This is a genomic window from Aquibium pacificum (genome assembly GCF_040839445.1).
In the GTDB taxonomy this organism is placed as follows: domain Bacteria; phylum Pseudomonadota; class Alphaproteobacteria; order Rhizobiales; family Rhizobiaceae; genus Aquibium; species Aquibium pacificus.
The window spans coordinates 1-20,439 of sequence record NZ_JBDPGJ010000001.1; the positions used below are offsets into that span (position 1 = coordinate 1).

Sequence of the window (20,439 nt, forward strand, 5' to 3'; positions counted from 1 at the left end):
CGCTGATCGTCGTCTTCACCGGCTTGCCGCGGATCGCCCCTTCGAGGCCCATTTCCCGCATCAGCCGCGAGACGGCGCAGCGGGCGACGTCGAAGCCTTCCCGCCTGAGCTGCCGCCAGACCTTGCGCACGCCGTAGACGCGGAAGTTCTCCTTGAACACGCGCCGCACCTCGACTTTGAGTTCCTCATCCCGCTTTGCCCGCGCCGATAGCCGGGAGGGATCGTGCCGCTTGGCGACATGGTCGTGGTAGGTCGAAGGGGCGATCGGCAGCACCTTGCAGATCGGCTCGACCCCATGCGCCTCGCGGTGATCGTCGATGAACGCGATCATGGCTTGAACCGGCGGTCGAGCTCCGCCATCGCAAAATAAGCGCTCGCCTTGCGCAGGATCTCGTTGGCCTGCCGCAGTTCCCGGTTTTCCCGCTCCAGCGCCTTCAGCTTCTCGGCGACCTCGGTGGGAAGGCCGCCGCGCACACCGCTGTCGACCTCCGCCTTCTTCACCCACTCATTGAGCGACTGCGCCGTGCAGCCGATCTTGGCCGCGATCGAGGACACCGCCGCCCAGCGCGACCGATGCTCGCTTTCGTGATCCAAAACCATGCGCACCGCTCGGGCACGCACCTCGGGAGAAAACCTGTTCGTCGTCTTGCTCATGATGGCTCCACCTTCTCAAGGTTTGGAACCTCCGGCAAACCCGGCGCGGTTCACTATCTTGCAACTGCGGATGCCTTCTCAGGTGGATCGGGTTGCGGGCGTGATCGACCTCAATCCGCCCAACCGTCGGCAAAACAAAAAGCACAGGCCACGAATCCCTCTGACGGGAAATCTCGCGGGCTGGCTTGATGAATGGAACAGCGACGCGCCGCTCCGCTGGGACGGACAAAGCATAGGGGCCATCAAATGGACCTTCAAACGCCACGCTGAGGCATGTGGTTTGCCGCGCTTCACCCAAGGCACCATCCGACATTTCATGGCGACGGAGGTTCGCCTTGTCAGGCCTTTGCCAGCAACCGAACAACAGGATGCCTGGCTCGGTCACGGACGAAAGCGGACGGCGCATTTCTATGAAAGCCGCGGACCAGAGTTTCTGCGCGAATGCAAAACTGCAACAGAGATAGTGATCGGCAAGCTGCAGCAGCACACGCAACGCTGTCTCGATGCGCGCAAGTTGCACGGAAGTGACCAGCCAGAGGCTCGAAAGCTCCCGTCCGATCCGCGAAAACTACTTACTTATCCGGGGCTTGATGGTGGGCGTGACAGGTATTGAATTTATGACCCCTACGAGGTCAACGCAAGGGCCGATCGGGGAACCCGCTCGTCTAGCACTTTTTCGGCGCCTTTCGTGACTTTCCGGACCATTCAAATTCCTTCAAAACCCCCGCGCGTACCGTTTGCGCACCGCTCCCGACGGCCAAAGAAAGCAGCTCCACTCGCCCCGCAGCACGGAGGCAACCGGAGCCTCAAAGGACTGCTCAGGCGGCGCTGCTGAGTCCGCGGGAGTCAAGGGCCGGATTCCACACGCGAACCCGATTCCTCCCGCATCGCTTAGCGGCATAGAGGGCCGCGTCCGCGCGCTTCTGTACTTCGTCGTAGGAGAGGGCTGGACCCTTCGACGGCCTCAGCGCCACGCCGACGCTCACGGTGACCGTAGGTTTTGTGCGCGAACGCGGGTTGGGAAGGTTGGCAACCCCGACTGCGCGGCGGATACGCTCTGCAACGGCCACGGCTTCAGCCTCGTTCGCCCCGGGCATCAGCACCAGGAATTCCTCGCCGCCGAACCGGGCCACACAGTCGGTGCCGGGGCGCGTGCATTCGGTGACGATCTGCGCGACCTCCGTCAGACACCTGTCTCCCTCGAGATGCCCAAGGTGGTCGTTCAGCGCCTTGAACTCATCGATGTCGCACATGAGGATTGCTACCGGGCAGCCGGAAGCCCACAGATCGCGCGATCTTTCCTGTAGAAAATGCCGGTTTGCAGCGCCCGTGAGGCCGTCTGTTTTGGAGAGCCTGTCGAGGCGAAGGTTCGTCCGCGCGAGCTCCGCCAGCCGCTTTCGGTCGCGCAGTTCCAGCAGGAAGGACTTGTGGGCCAAGATGTTCATCGTACGTCTGGCGACGACCGTCGCGCCCAGTCCGCTGGCGAAGAACATGAAGCCGGAAATCGCCGTCCCTGTGTCGGAGCCGGCGAAGCCTATCTGGAATAACAGGTAGAAGGCGAGTGCGATGCCGGCGATGGCGAGGGTCTGCGGGAACGGGACGCTGAAGATGACGATAGCCGTCGTGGCGACGAATAGCATAATGTTCAGGTAGCGCTCGAGCAGGAGATCTCCGACTGCCACTCCCATCAGGCACACGGACAGGAGGATGCCCGAGATCGCCAACATCAGGCTCCAGTCGGCGGCCGTACGCGACTGGGGGCTTCGCCACAAGTAAGCCGCGCCAAACGCGAACGGGAGCATCAGGGCTGTCGGGGGGGCCACAGCCGCAGCTGTTCCCGGGGGGAGCAGGAGCGCGCTGATGGCCAGCATCAAGACGTCCAGCAGGGCGACCCAGATCATCCAGGAGCGGATGACGCTTGCGGTACTTGCCCAAGTGCGGAGGCGGAAGGCTTCGGTCGTATGGCGGCCGAGACGGATGTCCCGCGTTCGTCCTGAGAGCAGTCGCTCGGCTTCGTCCATGACCGTCTTGTCGTGGATCAACCGGTCGAGCAAGTCGGAACTTCTGGATTCGGCTCTTTGGTGGACATTCCGAGGCTGTGGGCTTCGAGGCCCGGGCGCATCCCGGTTGCTGGGGTGTCGCATCCTTCGTTCTTTTCCTGCGCGCGGGCCGATGCCTAAGCACCACATCCTCCTTCTCGCTACACGGGAAACGTTACGGAACGTTGAGCTCGCGCTTCGGGGGCCTGTGCCGTATCGGCACTGTGGCTCGGCACGGCGCCGGAAAGCGCCCGCGCAAAGAGGCCTCCGAGTGCCGCCCCCACGTTGTCTCGATGCGCGCAAGTTACACGCAAGTGACCAGCCAAAGGCTCGAAAACTCTCGACCGCGGAGCGAAAACTGCTTACAAATCAGAGGCTTGATGGTGGGCGTGACAGGGATTGAACCTGTGACCCCTACGATGTCAAGGGCATCCAAAATCAAGAAAATCAAGGAGTAACGGCAGCAAACGCTGGCACGCGGCTCTAGTAAGAACCACGGTTTAGCGGGGTTTTGCTAGGGTCTGCGTGTCAGTTGCGTGTCACCGCGTGGCAATTTGATTTGCCGCTCATTCTGAATAGCCTTGGCTAGGCCATGACCCGACGACCTCAGCACCCCTATCCACTGACTGACAAGCAGGACTTCGCCGCGTGGCGTGTTCAGCACCGCCGCGCATATCAACTTCTCGATACCGTCATATTCGAGTGGCGAGGGAGAAACGCGACCCTTCGCGGCCATGCCGGGAAGTGGGCCGCATACTCACAGGCCGAATGGATGGAGAAGTCCGGCTTGTCCGTGAACGCCATGAAGCTGGAGTTCTTTCGCTTGGAGCTGGACGGGCTGATTGAGCGCCAGCCGGGATCATGGGACGGGTTCAAGCCCCGCACCTTCATTCGCCCGACCCCGTTAGCGATCAGTTTCATGAACCCCCGACCGACCGACTACGCCAAATTGGGGCAGTCCCGACAGTCGAAATCCAGCCCAACGGGACATCCCAAGGCAAGCCCGGAGAAGCCACCGAAGGGGCAACCGAACGGGGAGCCACATATCACTTCCTTCCCTTCCAATCCTCCCAATCCAACAGACCTATTCTCGCATGCGCACGCACACACGGGAGGGAAGGGGAAGGCCGGGGAAGATGAGAAGATCAAGAAGAAGAAATTGATCTTGAAGAAGCCTATCCCGAAGACCCCCATACCCCCGCCGACCGATGATGACGAAGCCGCATTCGAGGCGATGAAAGTCAAATCGCTGGAGAAGTGGCTTGCCGTCTTTCCCCGGATCGAAGGAGACCATGGCGTCTGGCATCCCGCTGATCAACATGCCGCTTGGACCGGATGGTCATTCGAGCTGAAGAAAGAACGCTACGCCGTCTACGTCGCATATGTCACGAAGGCCCTGAAATCGAAGTCTGCTAAGAAGGCCAAGGGCAAGTCCGGTGATGGCGATAGCGGGTTCTACACCGGCAAGAAGCCGGGGGGCTTGTTCGGCCTTCTGAAAAAGACCTGAACGCGCTGGACCCCAGCGGGGACCACGCACGCGGGGGCTTGATGACATAGCCCCCGGCATGTGCAAATTGGATAGCCACGTATTCACCGGGATCGTGGCGAGTGTTCCATTTCTTCAAGCAGCGCAGGGCCGAACAGGCGGGAAGTGAAATCAATTTCACTCCTGCCGAGACCCGTTCGCTTGCCGACCCCCAGCCGTGGCTTCTGGACCTGTTCGCCGCGACCCCGGCCTTGTCGGGCGTCACCGTGTCGCCGTCCACCGCCATGCGCGCCACGCCCGTCCGTGCCGCCGTGGGGGCGATCAGCGAAGCCATCGGCGGGCTGCCTGTCCACGTCTACCAGCGCAACGGCGATGCGAGGGAGCGTGCCCCGGATCATCCGGCCTATTCCCTCCTTCACGATCAGGCGAACGACTGGACGCCCGCCAGCATGTTCCGGGAGCAAGTCACGCGGGACGCGCTCCTGTGGGGTAACGGCTATGGGTTCATCAATCGGCAGGATGGACAGCCCCGTGAACTGATCCGCATCCGTCCCGATGCCGTCACGGTGGAACTGGACACGCTGACCAGCGAACCCCGTTACCGGATCGCGGACGGCGCGGGCAACCGGCTCCTTGATCGCCGGGACATCCTGCATATCGCCGCCCCGTCGATTGATGGCGTGAAGGGCGCATCCCCCGTGCTGGAGTGCCGGGAGGCCATCGCCCTTGCGATCACCATGGAGCGCCATGCCGCCCGCCTGTTCGGTCGCGGGGGCCGTCCGTCCGGCCTGTTGAAGTTCCCCCAGCGCCTTGGCGCGGAGACGGCGAAGCGGATCAAGGCATCGTGGCAGGCCGCGCATGCCGGGGAGAACTCAGGCGGCACCGCCGTGCTGGAGGAAGGCGGCGAGTTCCAAGCCCTGACCCTGACCAGCACCGATGCGCAGTTCCAACAGCTTTGGCAGCATTCCATTCTGGAGATTTGCCGCGTGTTCCGCGTGCCGCCGCACATGGTGTTCGAGCTTGGCCGTGCGACGTGGGGCAACGCCGCCGAGATGGGCGCGACCTTCCTTCGCTTCACGCTGGACCGCTGGATCAAGGCTTGGCAGGGCGAAGTCCGATTGAAGCTGATCGCGCCGGAAGACCGGGCGACCTTCTATGCCGAGTTCCTGACTGACGATCTTCTGCGCAGCGATCTTGCCGCCCGCGCCACCGCCTATTCGCAACTGATCGCTGCCCGCGTCCTGAACCCGAACGAAGTCCGGGCGATGGAAAATCGTGCCCCCTATGAGGGCGGGGACCAGTTCATCAATCCGAACACGACGCCGGGGAGCAACGCCAATGGCTGACCTCCCCACGCATCGCCAGTTCTTTGGGGACGCCGAACGCGATTTCCGCCTGAACGCCGATCTTGTCACCGAACTGGAGCGCAAGACCGGCGCGGGCATCGGTGGCCTGTCGCGGCGCATGTTCGCAGGCGAGTTCGCGCACCATGAACTTCTTGAAGTCGTGCGGCTCGGCCTGATCGGCGGCGGCGAAAGCCCTGCCGTGTCCGCCTCCCTTGTCGCCGTCTATGCCGCGCCGCTCCCGGTGATGGAGCTTTACGCGCTCGCCTTGCCCGTCATCGAAACCGTGATGTTCGGCAGCGTCCAGAAGGAGGGCGCGGAATGAAATCAATTTCACCCGATCATCTGGACTGCGAAGTCCGCTTCGCCCCTCCCGCCGACGATGGGACTGTGGAAGGCACCGCCGTCCGCTTCGACGTAATCGACAGCTACCGGACCAGCTTCGACCGCCGCGCCTTCGCATTCGAGGGCACGAACCTGCCGATGCTATGGGCGCACGATCAGCGTGAAGTCGTGGGGTCCGTCCGCGCCGTCAACGTGGACGATGACGGGCTGAAAATCCGGGGCAAGCTGAACCTCGACGTTCAGCGCGCACGCGAGATCAGGGCCATGCTGATCGCGGGTGACATATCCGGTCTCAGCATCGGCTTCCAACGCTTGAAGGACGAAGCCCGCGCCGGGGGCGTGCGGCACATCACCCAAGCCCGGCTTCGGGAAATCTCCTTCGTCGCGCTCCCCAGCGTCCCCGGTTCCCGCGTCACGTCCATCCGCACATCCGAAACCAGCCACGCGAGCGCTGTGGCTTTCGTCACCGCTTGCCGCAAGGCCATGCGCTCATTGGAGACACTGAAATGACCCGCCATGTGAAGAAGATCGAGACCCGTTCGGCGCTGCCAATCGAGACCCGCGAAGACGATCCGCTGGCGGAAGCGACCGCCGCCGTGGAGGAACTGCGCAGCGCCGCCGAACAGCACCGCACCCAGCTTGACGAGCGGCTGGCGACGGAACTGCGAACCGTCACCGACCGCATCGCCGGTATCGAGACGCGGCTGAACCGTCCGGGCACCCAGCAGCAGGAACAGCGCAACGAACCCGCCGCCGAAACGAGGGCGTTCGGCACCTATCTGCGCATGGGCGACCGTGCCCCCGCTGACGAACTGCGCACGCTCACGGTCTCCAGCGATCCGCAGGGCGGCTATCTGGCACCCGCCGAACTCAGCAGCGAGTTCATCCGTGAGCTTGTCGAGTTCAGCCCCATCCGTTCGCTGGCGACGGTGCGCAGCACGTCCGCGCCGTCCGTCTCCTATCCGCGCCGCACCGGCATCACGAATGCCAAGTGGAAGGGCGAGACGCAATCGCAGGAGGGGAGCGAACCCGGCTTCGGGCAGGTGGAAGTTCCCATCCGCGAAGTGAACACCTTCGTGGACATTTCCAATCAGCTTCTGGCGGACAGCGGCGGGGCGGCGGAAGCCGAAGTCCGCTTGGCGCTGGCGGAAGACTTCGGACAGAAAGAAGGGCTGGCGTTCGTGAAGGGCACGGGCACGCTCCAGCCCGAAGGTATCATGGCCCATGCGGGCGTCGGCTACACGTTCAGCGGCAACGCTTCAACGCTCGGCACCAATCCCGCCGATCTTCTGATCAGCCACATGTATGCGCTTCCCGCCGCGTATCGGGCGCGGGGCACATGGCTGATGAACGGCAGCACCCTTGCCGCCATCCGCAAGCTGAAAGACGGCACCACGGGCGTCTACCTGTGGCAGCCAAGCTATGCGGCGGGCCAGCCTGAAACGATCTTGGGGCGTCCCGTGATCGAAGTCCCGGACATGGATGACATCGGCGCGGGAGCCGAACCGATCCTGTTCGGCGACATCGCCACCGCCTACCGGATCGTGGATCGCGTGGCCCTGTCCATCCTCGTCAACCCGTATCTCAGGGCCACGGACGGCATCACCCGCATCCATGCAACCCGCCGCGTCGGCGCTGCCGTCGTGCAGGCGGCTGCCATCCGCAAAGTTCGTTGCGCGACCTCGTAAGCGCCGAAGAAGGAAGGACCATCATCATGCGTGACCTCGCATCCAACATCAGCGCCATCGCAGCGCTTGCACCCGCCGTCCAGTCCGCCGCGATCAACGGCGCTGCAATCGACACACAGGGCTTCGGTTCCGTGGCCTTCATCCTGAACACCGGGGCCATCGCTGGCGACGGCGACTTCGGGGCGAAGGTTCAGGAAAGCGACACGGACGTGTCCGGCGACTTCACCGACGCCGACGCCGCCGTGGTGGACAGCACCGCCGACGCCACCTTGGAAGCCGCCAGCACCTACAAGCTCGGCTATCGCGGTCACAAGCGGTTCGTCCGGCTCGCCATCACCAAGGCGGGCGGAACCTCCATCGCAGCCGGGGCCGTCGCCATTCTCGGCAACGCCGCCTCCCGGCCTGTCGCCTGAACCCGTCTCCATCCTGAAAGGCACTGAACATGTCCATTCAAACCACTGCCAAGAGCCGGGTCTTCATCGGCGACCCGAACGCCACCATCGCGCTCCTTGCCGATTTCGAGAATGAGAGTTGGACCGAAATCAAGGAAGTCGAAGACCTCGGGGAATGGGGCGCGGAAGGAACGGAAGTCACCTTCCTGTCGCTGGCGGACGGGCATGTCCGTCGCCGCAAGGGGTCGATCGACAGCGGCACCGTGGAACTGATTTGCGGGCGTGATCCGTCCGACCCCGGCCAGAACAAGGCCCGCGCCGCCGTGGAGGAATGGCTTCCCTACGCCTTCAAGGTGGAACTGAACGACAAGCCGACCCCGGACGGATCGAACACGGTCTTCTACTTCCGTGCCCCGGTCATGTCGGCCCGCAATCAGTTCGGCACCGCCGACGACATCACCAAGACCACCTTCGCGCTCGGCATCGACGGAACCATTCTGGAGGTTCCCGCCGCACCTGTCGTCACCATGTCGCCGGTATCGGGCGCACTGGCGGCGGCGACGGAAAGCACGCCCTACACCGCGACCGTCACGGCATCGGGCGGCATCGGCACCGTGTCCTATGCGGTCACGGACGGCGACCTTCCCGATGGCCTTTCGCTCAACGCCGCCACGGGCGAAATCAGTGGCACGCCGACCGCAGCCGGTACGGAGAACTTCACCATCACCGCTACCTATAGCGGCGCGGGTGAAGCCGAAGCCGACTACTCTATCGTGGTATCGGCATGACGAAGCTGGCGGACGACATCATCGTCCGCATCGGGGGCGAGGCCATTACGCTTCGCCCCTGTCTTCGCTTTGCGATCCGGCTGGAGCGCCGTCCGGGTTCCTTCTCCATCCTGACGCGGGAGATCATGGACGGGAGCCTGTCCGCCGCCGTGGAGATCATCCGCGACCACACAGTGATGCCGGACCTGCCGAAGCGCATTCTGGAGACCGGCCTTCCCAGCCTCACCACGCCCTTGCTGGGCTACGTCATGGGGCTTGCGGGGATCGACCCGGATGACGGTCCCGCGAACGATCATGGCAAGCCGACCAAGCAGCGCCGGGACGTGCCGTTCAGCGACTATCTGGCGAACCTCTATCGCATCGGCACGGGGTGGCTGGGCTGGACCCCGAAGGACACGCTGGAGGCAACCCCGCTCGAAATCCTCGAAGCCTACAAGGGGCGACTGGAGCTTCTGCGATCCGTGTTCGGGGGCAAGGAAGACGCCCCGGACAGCAAGTCCGACATGCCCTTGGACCAGAAGTTCAAGACCGCCTTCGGCTCCTTCGGCACCACCATCGCCAAGCGGAAGAAGGCGGCATGACATGGCACGTCCGTCCGACTTCTGGCGCAACCTCATTCGCGAATTGATGACCGAACGCGGCGTGTCCATGCGCCGCCTTGGTCAGATGACGGGGATCAGTCGCAAGGCCATCGGACGGTTCGTCAAAGGGCAATCCACCCTGTCCATGGACCGGCTCGAAACTCTGCTTGCCGTGTTCGGCTACGTGCTGGACGTGGTTCCGCGCAAGGAGGCCAGACCATGCCTGTAAGCGCCCCCTCCATACGCGCATGCGGATGCGTGCTCGCCTCCGGGGAACGATGCCAGCATATGGCGCAACGTGACCGGGAGCGGAAGGCGCGCCACGATCAGCACCGCCCGACCGCACGGGAACGGGGATACGATACCAAGTGGCAGAAGGAGGCCAGCGCCTACCTTGCCGCCCATCCCCGATGCGTCATGTGCGGCGCGCCTTCCCGCCTCGTGGACCACAAGACCCCGCATCGTGGGGACAAGCGCCTGTTCTGGTCACGCTCGAATTGGCAGGCGCTATGCACGCCCTGTCATTCCAGCCGCAAGCAGCGGGAGGAACGGCGATGCTGACCGAAGGTGAGCGCGGCTATGTCCGCTACATGCTGGCGAAGAAACCCGCCCGCAGGCATCCCTATCGCGGGAAGTGGATGACGGTTGCCGAGATCGCAGCCGCGACCGGCATGAGCGAGCGGACCATACAGCGCCGCATTCAGGCTGGCGTGGACCTCGATATGCCACGCCGGAAGCCGGGACCGCAGCGCAGACGATACGAGTTTCGGGAATGTAGCCTCTCCATCAAGGAGATTGCCGCCCTCACGGGATGGAGCATCACCAAGACCCGCTCCCGTATCAGCGGCACGTCCGTCCTTGAGGGCGACGACATGCACATGACGGACCTTCTCAAGGACAATCTTGTGCTGCTCACCTTCAACAAGCGCACGGACACCGTGGCGGGATGGTCTCAGCGGCTGGGGATCACGGATGCCACGCTACGCAATCGGATCAATCGGGGCTGGAGCATAGAGCGCGCCCTGACTGAACCCCCGATGCGTCCGAACGAACGGTTCGTCTTCAAGCACAACAGGCGGATCATCCGTCGCATCGCCGCCAGCTTCCACCGACAGTCGTATGAGGCAAGGCGATGACTAGTCGCGGTGAAGACACCAATCGCAGAGCGGAACAGTGCTGTTGCCGCCTGACGCCGGGTCAAATTCGCTGTGGCAGTGGACGCACTCTAGCAACAGACGCCCGTGCTGAACTGTTGCACCAAGTCGCCGCCGCTTGTGTTCGGCTTCGACTTCTTCGCGGGAGAACGTCTGATCTTCTGCCATCCAAGAAGATGATCACAGGCCGTGACGGGCAGCAAGACGAACCTCCGGGGGTAGTTAAGAACTTTGCACCTCCCAAGGGGACCGGCGTGGGGAGGCACGAAACAGATTTGGACGGGACATCGCCATGACCATCGTCAGTGTCGAAGACGCCAAGGCGCACATGAACATCACCACGGACGCCGATGATGACCTGATCGCGGGCAAGATCGGGGCGGCGGAAGCGTGGATCGGGAAGTTCATCGGCTTCGCCCTGGACGATGCGGAGACGTTTCCCGATGGCACGCCGGAACCGTTGAAGGAGGCCGTCCGGCAACTCACGGCGCATCTGTATGAAAATCGGGAAGCGACCGTCGTCGGCATATCCATGTCCGATGTCAGTCCCGGCCTGTTCGACCTCATGTCGCCCTATCGGGAATGGAGCTTCTGACGTGAGCGCCCAATCCCAGAAACTCAGCCGCCGCCTGAACGCCATTCCCAAGGCGGTGAAACGGGCCGTGGTCCCCGCCTTGGAACAGTCCGGCAATGAGCTTGTCGGGGCCATGCGCAACCTTGCCCCGAAGGACACGCACGCGCTGGAGCACTCCATCAAATACACGATGCCGGGGAACGCCACGCCGCCCTATTCGCAGCCGGGCGGCTCCCGCGTGGCGGCGGAAAATCAGGTTCTCGTGACGGCGGGCAACGATGAAGTCCGCTACCCGCACTTGGTGGAATACGGCACCGCGCACGCTCCCGCGCAACCCTACTTCTGGCCCGCCTTCCGCCTGAAACGGAAGCGGCTGGCGAACCGGATCAAGCGGGCGATCCGCAAGGCCGTGAGGGGCGCGTGATGGAACCTTCCCTTCCGCTACAGGCCGCAATCCGCGCCCGCCCTGTCGGCTCCAGCGCCATCACGTCCATCATCCCCGCGTCTGCAATCGTGGACAGGAACGCTACGCCCGCGCTGGACCATTCCATCGTGATCGGGGAGGCAATGACCGGACCCGACGATGGCATTGCCCGCCACCGCCACATGATCGTCGCGGACGTGCATGTGTGGCGCAAGGAGCCGGGTCTTGTCGGGGCCAAGCAGGTTGTCGGGGCGATCCGCGCCGCCCTGTCCGATGGTCCGCTTGCCCCGGACGGCTATCACGTCGCGGACCTTCGCATCGCCTCCAGCCGCTTCCTTCGCGATCCGGGCGGGCTGCATTCGCATGCCGTCCTGTCGCTCGAATGCCGATTGGTGGAGCTTGCGTCATGAGGGCGGGGAAGCTCGACAGGATCATCACCATTGATCGCGTCACCACCACCGTGGACGAATATGGGACGCCCGTGGAGGGCTGGTCCACCGTCACCACCGTGCGAGCGCAGCGGGTGAAGCTCACGACAGACGAGTTCCTTCGCGCCTTCGGCACCACGTCCGAAGCCGTGGCCGTCTTCCGCATCCGTCACATGGACGGACTGACCCTTGCCGACCGCGTAACGTGCGATGGCGAGACCTTCGACCTCAAAGCCGTGGAGCCGCTGGGGCGTCGTGAGGGGCTGGAGCTTCGATGCGTGGCGCAAGGCGCGGGAGCCTGAACCGTGCCCTTGAAGATCATCCGCAAGCCGAAGAAGCCAATCAACCCCTTCCCGGAAATCCCCGACCCCATGGGATACGGACAGCGGGCGGTGGACTTCATCCGCACCTTGCGGCACCCGCTTTCCACGCGACCCGGCAATGCGTTCCCGCTGGACCCATGGGCGGAACGGATCATCCGCCAGATTTACGGACCTCGGCATCCGAACGGCTCCCGTGTCGTGAAGACCGCCGTGCTGCTTGTCCCGCGTGGCAACCGCAAGACCACGCTCACGGGGGCCATCACGCTCCTGCATGCGAAGGGACCGGAACGCCGTCCCGGTGCGCAGCTTGTGTCCGTCGCCGTGGACAAGAAGCAGGCCAAGGGCGTCTTCAAGGAAGTCGCGGGCATGATCGACGGGGACTATGCCTTCGCCCCCAATGTCGGCAACAGCGCCAAGACCGTGGACGAAGCACGCGGCGCGAAGATCAGGGACTATGTGTCCAAGATCGTGTTCCCCGGTGGCATCGAATATGAGGCGCTGGCGTCCGACGCGGGCACGGCACAGGGCCGCACTCCCAGCCTGATCATCGCCGACGAAATCCACGCATGGCTGAAACGCGACCCCCGCGAGCTTTGGGGCGCGATGCGTGCCGGTGCGGCGAAGGTGGCGAACTCCCTGACTGTCGTCACCACCACGGCGGGAGCCGGGCAGGAAAATCTGGCCTTCGACGTGATCGACTATGCGCGCAAGGTGGCGCGGGGAGAGATCGAAGACCCGGCAACCCTGCCGATCCTATTCGAGGCTCCACGCGATGCTGACTGGAAAGACGAAGCCCTGTGGCACGCGGTCAATCCCGGTCTCGCATTCGGCTATCCCGATCTTGAAGGGCTTCGCCAGATGGCGCGGGAGGCCGAACACAAGCCGTCCGAACGCTCCATCTTCCAGCGTTACCATCTGAACATCTGGCAGGACCATTCGTCCGACCCGTTCGTGGAAATGGCGATCTACGATCAGGGCGACGAACCCTTCGACCTTGCCGACCTCGAACACGAACCGTGCTGGCTTGCGGTGGACCTCTCCAGCAACAGCGACTTGACCGTGATCGTCGCATGCTGGCGCGACCCCGATCAGGATGGCGGCTACATCGTCCATCCGTGGTTCTTCTGTCCGCGTGACAATCTCCATCGCCGTGCGGAGCGCGATGGCGTGCCGTATCCGCTATGGGCCGAAGAAGGGTTCATCGAACCGACGCCGGGGAACGTGGTGGATTTCCGCATCGTGGAGGATTGCATCCGCGACCTGTGCGAGCGCTTCGACGTGCGTGAAATCGCCTTCGACCCGCACCTTGCCCGCGTCATGATGAACACCCTTCGCGATGACGGCTACCCCGCCGTGGAAATGCGACAGGGCTGGGTGACGATGGCACCGGCCATCAAGGAGCTGGAGCGCGCCATCATCGCGGGCCGCTTCATCCATGGTGGCCATCCCGTCCTTAGATGGTGCTTCGACAACATCGCAGTCGAGACGGACAAGGCCGGGAACAAGGCGTTCCACAAGGGCAAGTCCCGCGACCGCATTGACGGTGCGGTGGCGGCTGCGATGGCAGTGGCGCGGGCGGCGACAGGCGAAGACACCCGCTCAATCTATGACAGCGACGAACGGGCCGATGGCCTGCTTGTCTGGTAACAGGAGGCCCGCCGATGGCCCGTGACACGGAACAGCTTGTCGTCGCCCTCGAAGCCCGGATCAGGGATTTCGAGCGCAACTTTCAGCGGGCGAACCGCACCGCCAATGACAACTTCAACCGCATCGAACGCCGCGCCAAGCAGTCGGGCGACGTGCTGGAGAAGTCCCTTGCGGGTGCCGCGTCCCGTGTCAGCAGCACCTTGAAGACCTTCGGCGCGGGCTTCGCGGGCGGCATTCTCGGCGGGCTGTCCGTCGCCGGTCTCCAGCGCATCGCCGCCAGCATCGGGGACGTGGCGAAGTCCGTCGCCATGATCGGGTCCAATGCCAAGATGGCGGGACTGACCACCAAGGCGTTTCAGGAACTCTCCTACGTCGCCGAACAGAACCGCATATCGGTGGACGCGCTGGCGGACGGCATGAAGGAACTGAACCTTCGCGCCGATGAATGGATCACAACGGGCGGCGGCTCGGCAGCGGAGGCATTCCAGCGTCTCGGCTACACCGCCGACGAATTGAAGGTGAAGCTCAAAGACCCCAGCGACCTCCTTGTGGACATCATCGCCCGCATGGAGCAACTGGACACGGCGGCACGGATCAGGATCGCCGACGAACTGTTCGGCGGACAGGCGGGCGAACGCTTCGTGGAGCTTCTGGACCGGGGCGCGGATGGCATCCGCACCATGATCCGCGAGGCAAACGAGTTTGGCCTTGTCCTGTCGGATGACGTGATCGCCAAGGCCGACGAGATTGACCGCAAGTTCAACCTGATCAGCCGCACCATCGGCACCCGCATGAAGGGGGCCATCGTCTCGGCAACGGGCGATCTTCTGGCCTTCCTCGACCGCATGCGCGACGTGGAGGAACAGCAGTCCAACACGCTCGGCAACCGCCTGTCTGAAATCGGCATGCGGCGGATGGAGATCGAAAACGAAATCCTGAAACTCCGGGGCGACCGGGAAACCACCATCGGCGGGACGCTATTCGGACCCGCCTTCGACAAGCAGATTGAGACGCTGGAGCGAGAAAGCGCCGAACTCCACGAAACCGAAAAGCGCATCCTCGACATTCTGGACGAACGGACCAGACAGGCCGGGGCCGAAGCGGCGGAAGCCGTCCCCGACATCACCAAGCTGAACACCGCCATTCAGGGAACGAAGCCCGCCACGGACACGGCGGCGAAGGGCATGCAGTCCTATGCCGACGCCATCCGCGCCCTGAAACGGGAAATCCCCGAACTGGCGGAAGAAGTGGCGATGCTGGACGCCCGCGCCAAGATCGACACCGCCTATCGCGCCGCTGTCCAGAATGCCCGCTCCATCGGCGAAGCCAATCAGGCATATGCGCTCCGGCAACAGGCGCTCGCCTCCATCGGCAAGGAGGTTCCCGGCAACGGCGGCACCGTCACCGATACCGGGGATGACGCGAAGCGGAAGGCGGAAGAACAGATCGCCGCCTATGCCGACATCATCGCGGGCGCACAGGAGTTCATCACCTATGCACGGCAGGAACAGGCCGCGCTCGGCATGTCCGCCGATGCCGCAGCCGCGTTCCGCTACGAACAGGACATGCTCAATCAGGCGCGCCGGGAGGGGCTGGAGCTTACCGCCGATCAGCGCAGCGAGATCGCCACCTATGCGCAGGGCATGGCGCAAGCGGAGAAGGCCACGCAACAGTTTGCGCGGTCACAGGAAGACGCCGCCGAGATCAGCCGCATGTTCGGGGAACAGGCGATTGATGCCCTCATGGGGATTGCCGATGGCAGTATGACGGCGATGGACGCCCTTCGCCAGCTTCTCCGCACCCTTGTGCGCATGTTGATGCAGGCGGTGTTCCTTGGGGAGGGTCCGCTTGCGGGAGCCTTGAAGGGCACGGGCGGACTGTTCGGCAGTCTCGGCAAGGCCATCGCCCCAGCTTCGTCGCCGTCCGCGTCTTCCCCTGTGAAATCAATTTCCACACCTGCCACCGCCGTCGCGGAACAGACCTTCGCCGCGCCGCTCGGCAGTGTGGACCGTGCCCCGCTTGCGCCGGTTCAGGAGACCGTGGAGGGGCTTCGCGGGACGCTGGAGACGGCATTCGCCCCGGTCACGGATGCAGCGGCTCCAATCGAGAAAGCCTTGGCGTCCCTCCAGTACACGAACCAAGGCGCGACCCGGAACATGAAGCTGACGCCTTCCCTTGAAGCCAAAATCAGGGAAGCCGTGGGGGCCGTCTATGGTCCCGACGCCACCGCGAAAATCTATTCGGGCGGACAGACCGCATCCCGCGATCCTGACTTGAAGAACAGGCCGGGCGGCTGGACCGGCTCCACGCGCCACAACGCGGGTATGGCGGCGGACGCCTATGTCTACGATGCGCAGGGACGCCAGATGACGGGTGACGATCTTGCGCCCCTCGCACAGTATTGGCAGGCCAAGGAGTTCGGCGGGACCGGACTGGAAATGCGCGGCGGCGGTATCCACCTGGACGAACACACCGACCGCGCCCGCTTCTGGAACTACAGCAAGCAGGGCGGACGGATCACGCCCGGACAGATGGACGCCGTTCGTGCTGGACAGCGTGGCATCATGCCGGAAGGCGTGGACATGATGTCCACCGGCCCCATCGCAGCGGATCAGGCCAAGGCCGTGCAAGACCAGATCGCGGCGCAGCAACAGCTTGCCGCACAGATGGCGGCGACACAGGAAGCCGCACAGGCCATGACGCCGCCAATCCAGAACATCGGCATGGCGGCGACACAGGTTGTTCCGAACCTTGGCGGGGTCACTCAGGGCATGACCGGCCTCCTTGGTCCGCTCATGCAGGCTGTCCCCGGCCTTGGACAGTTCTCCGGGGCCGTGCAACAGCTTCTCCAGCAACTCCTGTCCGGCATGGGCGGCGGGGGACTGTTCGGGTCCATCCTCAGCTTGAAGGACAGCGGACAGGTTCGGGGACCGGGAACGGCGACCAGCGACAGCATCCCCGCCATGCTGTCCGATGGTGAGTTCGTGGTGAACGCCAAGGCGACCAAGAAGCACCGCGCCGCGCTGGAGGCCATCAACTCCGGGAAGGCAATCGGCCTCGCATCTGGGGGCTTCGTCGGCGGGAGCTACGCCAACACCTACGCCCCGAGCCTGAACATCAACGTGGCGGGGTCGGGCAACGCCCGACAGGATGCGCAGCTTGCGGGGATGATCGCGGACACCGTGGACCGAACCTTGAAGGCCAATCAGCCCCGTGACGGGTTCCGCCGCTCACCCTATCAGACGCTCACCAAGCAGGCACAGGACATGCAACACGCGGCGGGCCGGAACGGGTAACAATCGTGCATGAATGGAGCACCGGTGCTTGTTTAACTCGGGTAGCGCTCCCACATAACTTCCCCAACGGAACAGGCCTCGTTCAGGGTTCTATTGTCGAGAGAGGAGTTGCAGATGGGTGGAGCAAAGGAAGCCATGCTCAGGCATGAAGAAGACGTCGCAATGGCGACTTCGTATCTCGTTAGCAAAGGCGCACTCGAAAAGTGCGAATACCATGGCGAAGTGTACGGCGGCGGCATGTGGGATTTGGAGGGCGATTTTTGGCGAAATGCCATGGCGGATCGCAACCGTGGTGATCGCGGACCTACCCCTTGGGCGGCGGCAATGGGCGCACGTGAGTTCACCGATCTTCTAAAGGAAGCTTATGAAGATCACTGCGGCGACGAATGCGGCTATTGCGCAAAGCACAGAGATGAATAAAGCGAACGCACGTGCTTGATGCGTGCGCCCTCCGAGCGAGCTTAGTACAGAGCGGCCTTGAACTTCTGCCGGTCCTTCGGGTCCATCCAATTGAAGGCGTTCCCGTCCGCGAAACTCGTTAAAATCTCAATCTCACCTTTATGGATGTCACGCTGATCAGGCGTGACCGCGTAAACCCCAAAAGGCTTTACCTCGGCACCAAATTTCTGCTTGGCAAAGTAGAGCGTCGCACCCTTCTCGCACGCCTTCGCATGAGCACCTGTCGATACTCCCCGCAACTCCAAGGTTGAGACAACCTTGAGACCGTTCGGCCTATAAGCGAAGTCAGCGACTATCTCCTTTTCTTCCGAAATGACGAATTTCGGTACGACTTTTCCTTCGTCCAGACGCTGTCCGCGCTCGCCTAGCACCCCCACTTGGCGCAACATCTGCGAGATTTCCGTGTTGATTTTCTGTTGTTTTTCGCGGCGCGACAATTGGGGTTTATCCACGAAGGTGGAGAGTATTCTGCGGACTGCCGTCTCATATTCCTCAGGGGAGCGAGCCCGAATTTCTCCGGGTTTGCCAAGAACAAAAACCTCACTCTGCATGGTTCCGCGAGCGGAACCATGACGAGCAAACTGTGCTTCGAGGTCGGCTATTTCAATCGTTGACAGCGCATCCCGATAGGCCTGTGCAATCTCGTCCCACCTATGCCCGGTAAGGTGTAGAAGCTTCCGCACCTCTGTCAGTCGTACATCAAGCCCGTCGGGGCCTATGACGACCACGCCGACATTGACCCTCTCTGACCGCATCGCGTCAGGGCGGGCTTGGATGATGGAAAATCTATGTGAGTGTGCCATCGTTCAAGCCAGTTTTGATCGCTGCCACTCTGGCCGACACCATGCCGTTCCCCCACCAGTCATTGATCGCATCCTCCTCTTGTTGGGTCAACCAGTCCTTCGGGTGCGCGCCGATGATCCGCTGAACACCTCCGGCATCCAACGCTTCAATTCGATCTAAGACTTCAATTGCGGCGTTTATCGATATGTAGTTACCGAATTGATTTTTCAGCCAGTTTTTTACGCTCACTGTCGGGATCAATGGATCGATCATCAATCCGGGCGGCGGAAACCCATTTACTATCCATGATCTAGAATAGTCGAAGGAAAGAACTTTGTGTGTATTGCCGTCCGGCACAACCATGAAGTTATTGGCGTGCCTATCGACGTTATGGACGAACAGATCGAATGCATAAATTCGAGAGAGGTCGTCGGCGAGAGCTGCAAAGTCAATTGTTCCTTGAACAGCGAGGTTCCACCAATCCCTTGTCTTGCCATTCATCCATTGTGAGCCGAACCAAAGGTTTCCGTCTGGGTGTCGAACGATGCTGAATGGTACCTGAGGCACTCCCACCGCTGCGGCAAGTGAGGAACAGAACCACTCACAGTGGGGCAGCCCCGGATGCACGTTGTTCTTCTTGATGACAAACGTACCTGCATCGCCGCAGAAGCAGCCCTCATTGGTATCCTGACTTCCGAAATCGGCTGCTCCGCAAAATAGCGCGTCCAGCGCCACGAGTTGCGGAACATTCACCTGTGCAGGCGCTAGAGCCATTCCCCCTCCGCATGCCGTGCCGCCGCTATCCGCTTCGACCCGAACCCGATCCCCGTCGAAGTCTATCGGGAGCAGCGCAGCATTTCAATCCAAAGTGTTGAAAGCCGAAAGCGGTTGGTTGGCAAGCTTCTTGCCGCGGGGAGACCGTGTTGAAACGCCAACTTGGGGGCGGATTATTCAGATAATCTTGACCTGACCAGATTTGCTAAATCCGCAAACTCCTCTTGCGATACGTGGTCTTGGACGAGCACGGATAGCTGCTTTTCAAGCGCTTCAAGCCGGCCTTCAAGGCCAGCCTCTACGGCAAGCAAGCGCTTTTCTATCTTGATAGATGGCGACCGCTGCATCCTGCTTAGCCACGGTTCACTGGCGGGAAATGTACTTTCCAATCGAGCGATGACTTCTGCGGTGAGAGACCTGCCGTTCTCTTTGGCGGCTTCTTCCAATTTGTCACGCATTTCGTCGGGAATGCGCAACAGCACCTGTTTCAGTGATTGGCTGGGGTAGGTCTTGCTCATGGGAACAGGTTAGCAGCCCGGCTCGGCGCGTCAACGCTTGATAGTCTTGCGATACGAGTTGATAGTCGATATGATACGAAAACTATCAACTCGTATCGAAGGGCGAAGACAATGACAAACCGCAAATCCATTCTGTTTCGCGTTCCTGCCGACCTCAAGGTTTGGCTGGAGGGTCGCGCCGCATCAAACCACCGGACACTGACTGGCGAGCTTGTTCAACTCTTGGAAGCTGCCCGCGATGCCGATCAGAAGCAGGAGGCCGCGTAATGCCATTTCAACCCGAAGCTCGCCTCGCCGCTCACGATTACGTCGATCCCTATGAGAAATCAGCGTTCTTGGCGGGGTATGTCGCTGGCTACGAAGGCAAACCGATGTGGGCTGATTTCAGCCGCGCACAGTACCCGAATGTGTATCGCGTCGGTTACGGGGAAGGGGTCGCCGATAGCGGCAGACCCGCAGCATCGCGGGAAGGCGTTGTAATCCACTTCCCTGATGGGAGCATTTTCATCAAGACCGGCAAAGGCGATGCCTAAATCGGGCGGCATGAAAGACGTCATTCGCATGATGCGGGGCGCTCCAGCCAAGCTGCTTTCCGACCGCATGTCGGAACGGGAAGCCGCTGCTTGGCTGGGGGTCTCCGTCTTCACCCTCCAGCGGATCAGGAAGCGCGGGGAGATCGGCCATGCCAAGGTCGGCAATCGTGCCCAATACACGTTGGAAGACCTCCAATCCTATGTCGCGAG

General features: G+C 62.5%; 25 protein-coding genes, 2 pseudogenes and 1 other annotated feature. Of the genes and pseudogenes, 22 read left to right on the forward strand and 5 right to left on the reverse strand.

What is annotated here, in order from left to right:
• Positions 1–654: pseudogene (locus ABGN05_RS00005) on the reverse strand (IS3 family transposase); the annotation flags it as partial.
• Positions 257–373: a sequence feature (AL1L pseudoknot), on the reverse strand. (Overlaps the previous pseudogene by 117 nt.)
• A gap of 82 nt (positions 655–736) precedes the next feature.
• On the opposite strand from ABGN05_RS00005, the gene ABGN05_RS00010 reads away from it, so the two are divergent.
• Positions 737–1,267: a hypothetical protein gene (locus tag ABGN05_RS00010; RefSeq protein ID WP_367951947.1), complete on the forward strand. Its 531-nt coding sequence runs from the start codon at positions 737–739 to the stop codon at positions 1,265–1,267.
• Positions 1,268–1,472: 205 nt separating this feature from the next.
• On the opposite strand, the gene ABGN05_RS00015 is transcribed toward ABGN05_RS00010, so the two are convergent.
• Positions 1,473–2,555 carry a GGDEF domain-containing protein gene (locus tag ABGN05_RS00015; RefSeq protein ID WP_367951948.1) on the reverse strand — a complete coding sequence of 361 codons (1,083 nt, stop codon included), beginning with the start codon at positions 2,553–2,555 and terminating at the stop codon, positions 1,473–1,475.
• 925 nt (positions 2,556–3,480) lie between these two features.
• Here ABGN05_RS00015 and ABGN05_RS00020 point away from each other — a divergent pair.
• From ABGN05_RS00020 to ABGN05_RS00105, 18 genes are all read left to right on the forward strand, one after another.
• Positions 3,481–4,200 (forward strand): hypothetical protein, encoded by a 720-nt coding sequence (locus ABGN05_RS00020; RefSeq protein WP_367951950.1) that lies wholly within the window; start codon positions 3,481–3,483, stop codon positions 4,198–4,200.
• A gap of 230 nt (positions 4,201–4,430) precedes the next feature.
• Positions 4,431–5,525, forward strand: coding sequence for a phage portal protein (locus ABGN05_RS00025; RefSeq protein ID WP_367951951.1), 1,095 nt, complete (start codon positions 4,431–4,433; stop codon positions 5,523–5,525).
• Positions 5,518–5,847, forward strand: coding sequence for a gene transfer agent family protein (locus ABGN05_RS00030; protein ID WP_367951952.1), 330 nt, complete (start codon positions 5,518–5,520; stop codon positions 5,845–5,847). The genes ABGN05_RS00025 and ABGN05_RS00030 overlap by 8 nt, the downstream gene beginning before the upstream one ends.
• Positions 5,844–6,377: an HK97 family phage prohead protease gene (locus tag ABGN05_RS00035; RefSeq protein ID WP_367951953.1), complete on the forward strand. Its 534-nt coding sequence runs from the start codon at positions 5,844–5,846 to the stop codon at positions 6,375–6,377. The genes ABGN05_RS00030 and ABGN05_RS00035 overlap by 4 nt, the downstream gene beginning before the upstream one ends.
• Positions 6,374–7,555: a phage major capsid protein gene (locus tag ABGN05_RS00040; RefSeq protein ID WP_367951954.1), complete on the forward strand. Its 1,182-nt coding sequence runs from the start codon at positions 6,374–6,376 to the stop codon at positions 7,553–7,555. The genes ABGN05_RS00035 and ABGN05_RS00040 overlap by 4 nt, the downstream gene beginning before the upstream one ends.
• A 26-nt stretch (positions 7,556–7,581) precedes the next feature.
• Positions 7,582–7,968, forward strand: a complete 387-nt coding sequence (locus tag ABGN05_RS00045) for a hypothetical protein (RefSeq protein WP_367951955.1) — start codon at positions 7,582–7,584, stop codon at positions 7,966–7,968.
• Positions 7,969–7,997: 29 nt separating this feature from the next.
• On the forward strand, positions 7,998–8,735 hold the full coding sequence (locus ABGN05_RS00050; RefSeq protein WP_367951956.1) for an Ig domain-containing protein: 738 nt from the start codon (positions 7,998–8,000) through the stop codon (positions 8,733–8,735).
• Positions 8,732–9,316, forward strand: a complete 585-nt coding sequence (locus ABGN05_RS00055) for a hypothetical protein (protein ID WP_367951957.1) — start codon at positions 8,732–8,734, stop codon at positions 9,314–9,316. Before ABGN05_RS00050 ends, ABGN05_RS00055 begins: the two co-directional genes overlap by 4 nt.
• Position 9,317: 1 nt before the next feature.
• Positions 9,318–9,545 carry a helix-turn-helix domain-containing protein gene (locus ABGN05_RS00060; protein WP_367951958.1) on the forward strand — a complete coding sequence of 76 codons (228 nt, stop codon included), beginning with the start codon at positions 9,318–9,320 and terminating at the stop codon, positions 9,543–9,545.
• A 188-nt stretch (positions 9,546–9,733) separates the two neighbouring features.
• Positions 9,734–9,877, forward strand: a complete 144-nt coding sequence (locus ABGN05_RS00065; RefSeq protein ID WP_367953103.1) for an HNH endonuclease — start codon at positions 9,734–9,736, stop codon at positions 9,875–9,877.
• Complete coding sequence (locus tag ABGN05_RS00070) at positions 9,871–10,452, forward strand: hypothetical protein (RefSeq protein ID WP_367951959.1); 582 nt, start codon at positions 9,871–9,873, stop codon at positions 10,450–10,452. The genes ABGN05_RS00065 and ABGN05_RS00070 overlap by 7 nt, the downstream gene beginning before the upstream one ends.
• A gap of 310 nt (positions 10,453–10,762) precedes the next feature.
• Positions 10,763–11,065, forward strand: a complete 303-nt coding sequence (locus ABGN05_RS00075) for a head-tail connector protein (RefSeq protein WP_367951960.1) — start codon at positions 10,763–10,765, stop codon at positions 11,063–11,065.
• Between the two features lies 1 nt (position 11,066).
• A complete protein-coding gene (locus tag ABGN05_RS00080; protein ID WP_367951962.1) occupies positions 11,067–11,468 on the forward strand; it encodes an HK97-gp10 family putative phage morphogenesis protein in 402 nt (133 codons plus the stop codon).
• Positions 11,468–11,878 carry a DUF3168 domain-containing protein gene (locus tag ABGN05_RS00085; RefSeq protein WP_367951963.1) on the forward strand — a complete coding sequence of 137 codons (411 nt, stop codon included), beginning with the start codon at positions 11,468–11,470 and terminating at the stop codon, positions 11,876–11,878. Before ABGN05_RS00080 ends, ABGN05_RS00085 begins: the two co-directional genes overlap by 1 nt.
• Positions 11,875–12,198, forward strand: coding sequence for a phage head closure protein (locus ABGN05_RS00090; RefSeq protein WP_367951964.1), 324 nt, complete (start codon positions 11,875–11,877; stop codon positions 12,196–12,198). Before ABGN05_RS00085 ends, ABGN05_RS00090 begins: the two co-directional genes overlap by 4 nt.
• Positions 12,199–12,267: 69 nt before the next feature.
• Entirely contained in the window at positions 12,268–13,866 is a 1,599-nt protein-coding gene (locus ABGN05_RS00095; protein ID WP_367953104.1) for a terminase large subunit, read from the forward strand.
• Positions 13,867–13,880: 14 nt separating this feature from the next.
• The gene (locus tag ABGN05_RS00100) at positions 13,881–17,162 is read left to right on the forward strand and encodes a phage tail tape measure protein (protein WP_367951965.1); all 3,282 of its coding nucleotides are present in this window, start codon (positions 13,881–13,883) and stop codon (positions 17,160–17,162) included.
• A gap of 114 nt (positions 17,163–17,276) precedes the next feature.
• A complete protein-coding gene (locus tag ABGN05_RS00105) occupies positions 17,277–17,582 on the forward strand; it encodes a hypothetical protein (RefSeq protein ID WP_367951967.1) in 306 nt (101 codons plus the stop codon).
• A gap of 41 nt (positions 17,583–17,623) precedes the next feature.
• Here ABGN05_RS00105 and ABGN05_RS00110 read toward each other — a convergent pair whose 3' ends face one another.
• From ABGN05_RS00110 to ABGN05_RS00120, 3 genes are all read right to left on the reverse strand, one after another.
• Positions 17,624–18,424 (reverse strand): DUF3037 domain-containing protein, encoded by an 801-nt coding sequence (locus tag ABGN05_RS00110; protein ID WP_367951968.1) that lies wholly within the window; start codon positions 18,422–18,424, stop codon positions 17,624–17,626.
• Positions 18,408–19,178, reverse strand: coding sequence for a HipA family kinase (locus ABGN05_RS00115; RefSeq protein ID WP_367951969.1), 771 nt, complete (start codon positions 19,176–19,178; stop codon positions 18,408–18,410). Before ABGN05_RS00115 ends, ABGN05_RS00110 begins: the two co-directional genes overlap by 17 nt.
• A gap of 173 nt (positions 19,179–19,351) precedes the next feature.
• On the reverse strand, positions 19,352–19,696 hold the full coding sequence (locus tag ABGN05_RS00120) for an Arc family DNA-binding protein (protein WP_367951970.1): 345 nt from the start codon (positions 19,694–19,696) through the stop codon (positions 19,352–19,354).
• Between the two features lie 111 nt (positions 19,697–19,807).
• Here ABGN05_RS00120 and ABGN05_RS00125 point away from each other — a divergent pair, with 111 nt between their 5' ends.
• From ABGN05_RS00125 to ABGN05_RS00135, 3 genes and pseudogenes are all read left to right on the forward strand, one after another.
• Complete coding sequence (locus tag ABGN05_RS00125; RefSeq protein ID WP_367951971.1) at positions 19,808–19,963, forward strand: hypothetical protein; 156 nt, start codon at positions 19,808–19,810, stop codon at positions 19,961–19,963.
• Complete coding sequence (locus ABGN05_RS00130) at positions 19,963–20,229, forward strand: hypothetical protein (RefSeq protein WP_367951972.1); 267 nt, start codon at positions 19,963–19,965, stop codon at positions 20,227–20,229. The genes ABGN05_RS00125 and ABGN05_RS00130 overlap by 1 nt, the downstream gene beginning before the upstream one ends.
• A 67-nt stretch (positions 20,230–20,296) precedes the next feature.
• Positions 20,297–20,431, forward strand: a pseudogene (locus tag ABGN05_RS00135) (helix-turn-helix domain-containing protein); the annotation flags it as partial.
• Between the last annotated feature and the right edge of the window lie 8 nt (positions 20,432–20,439).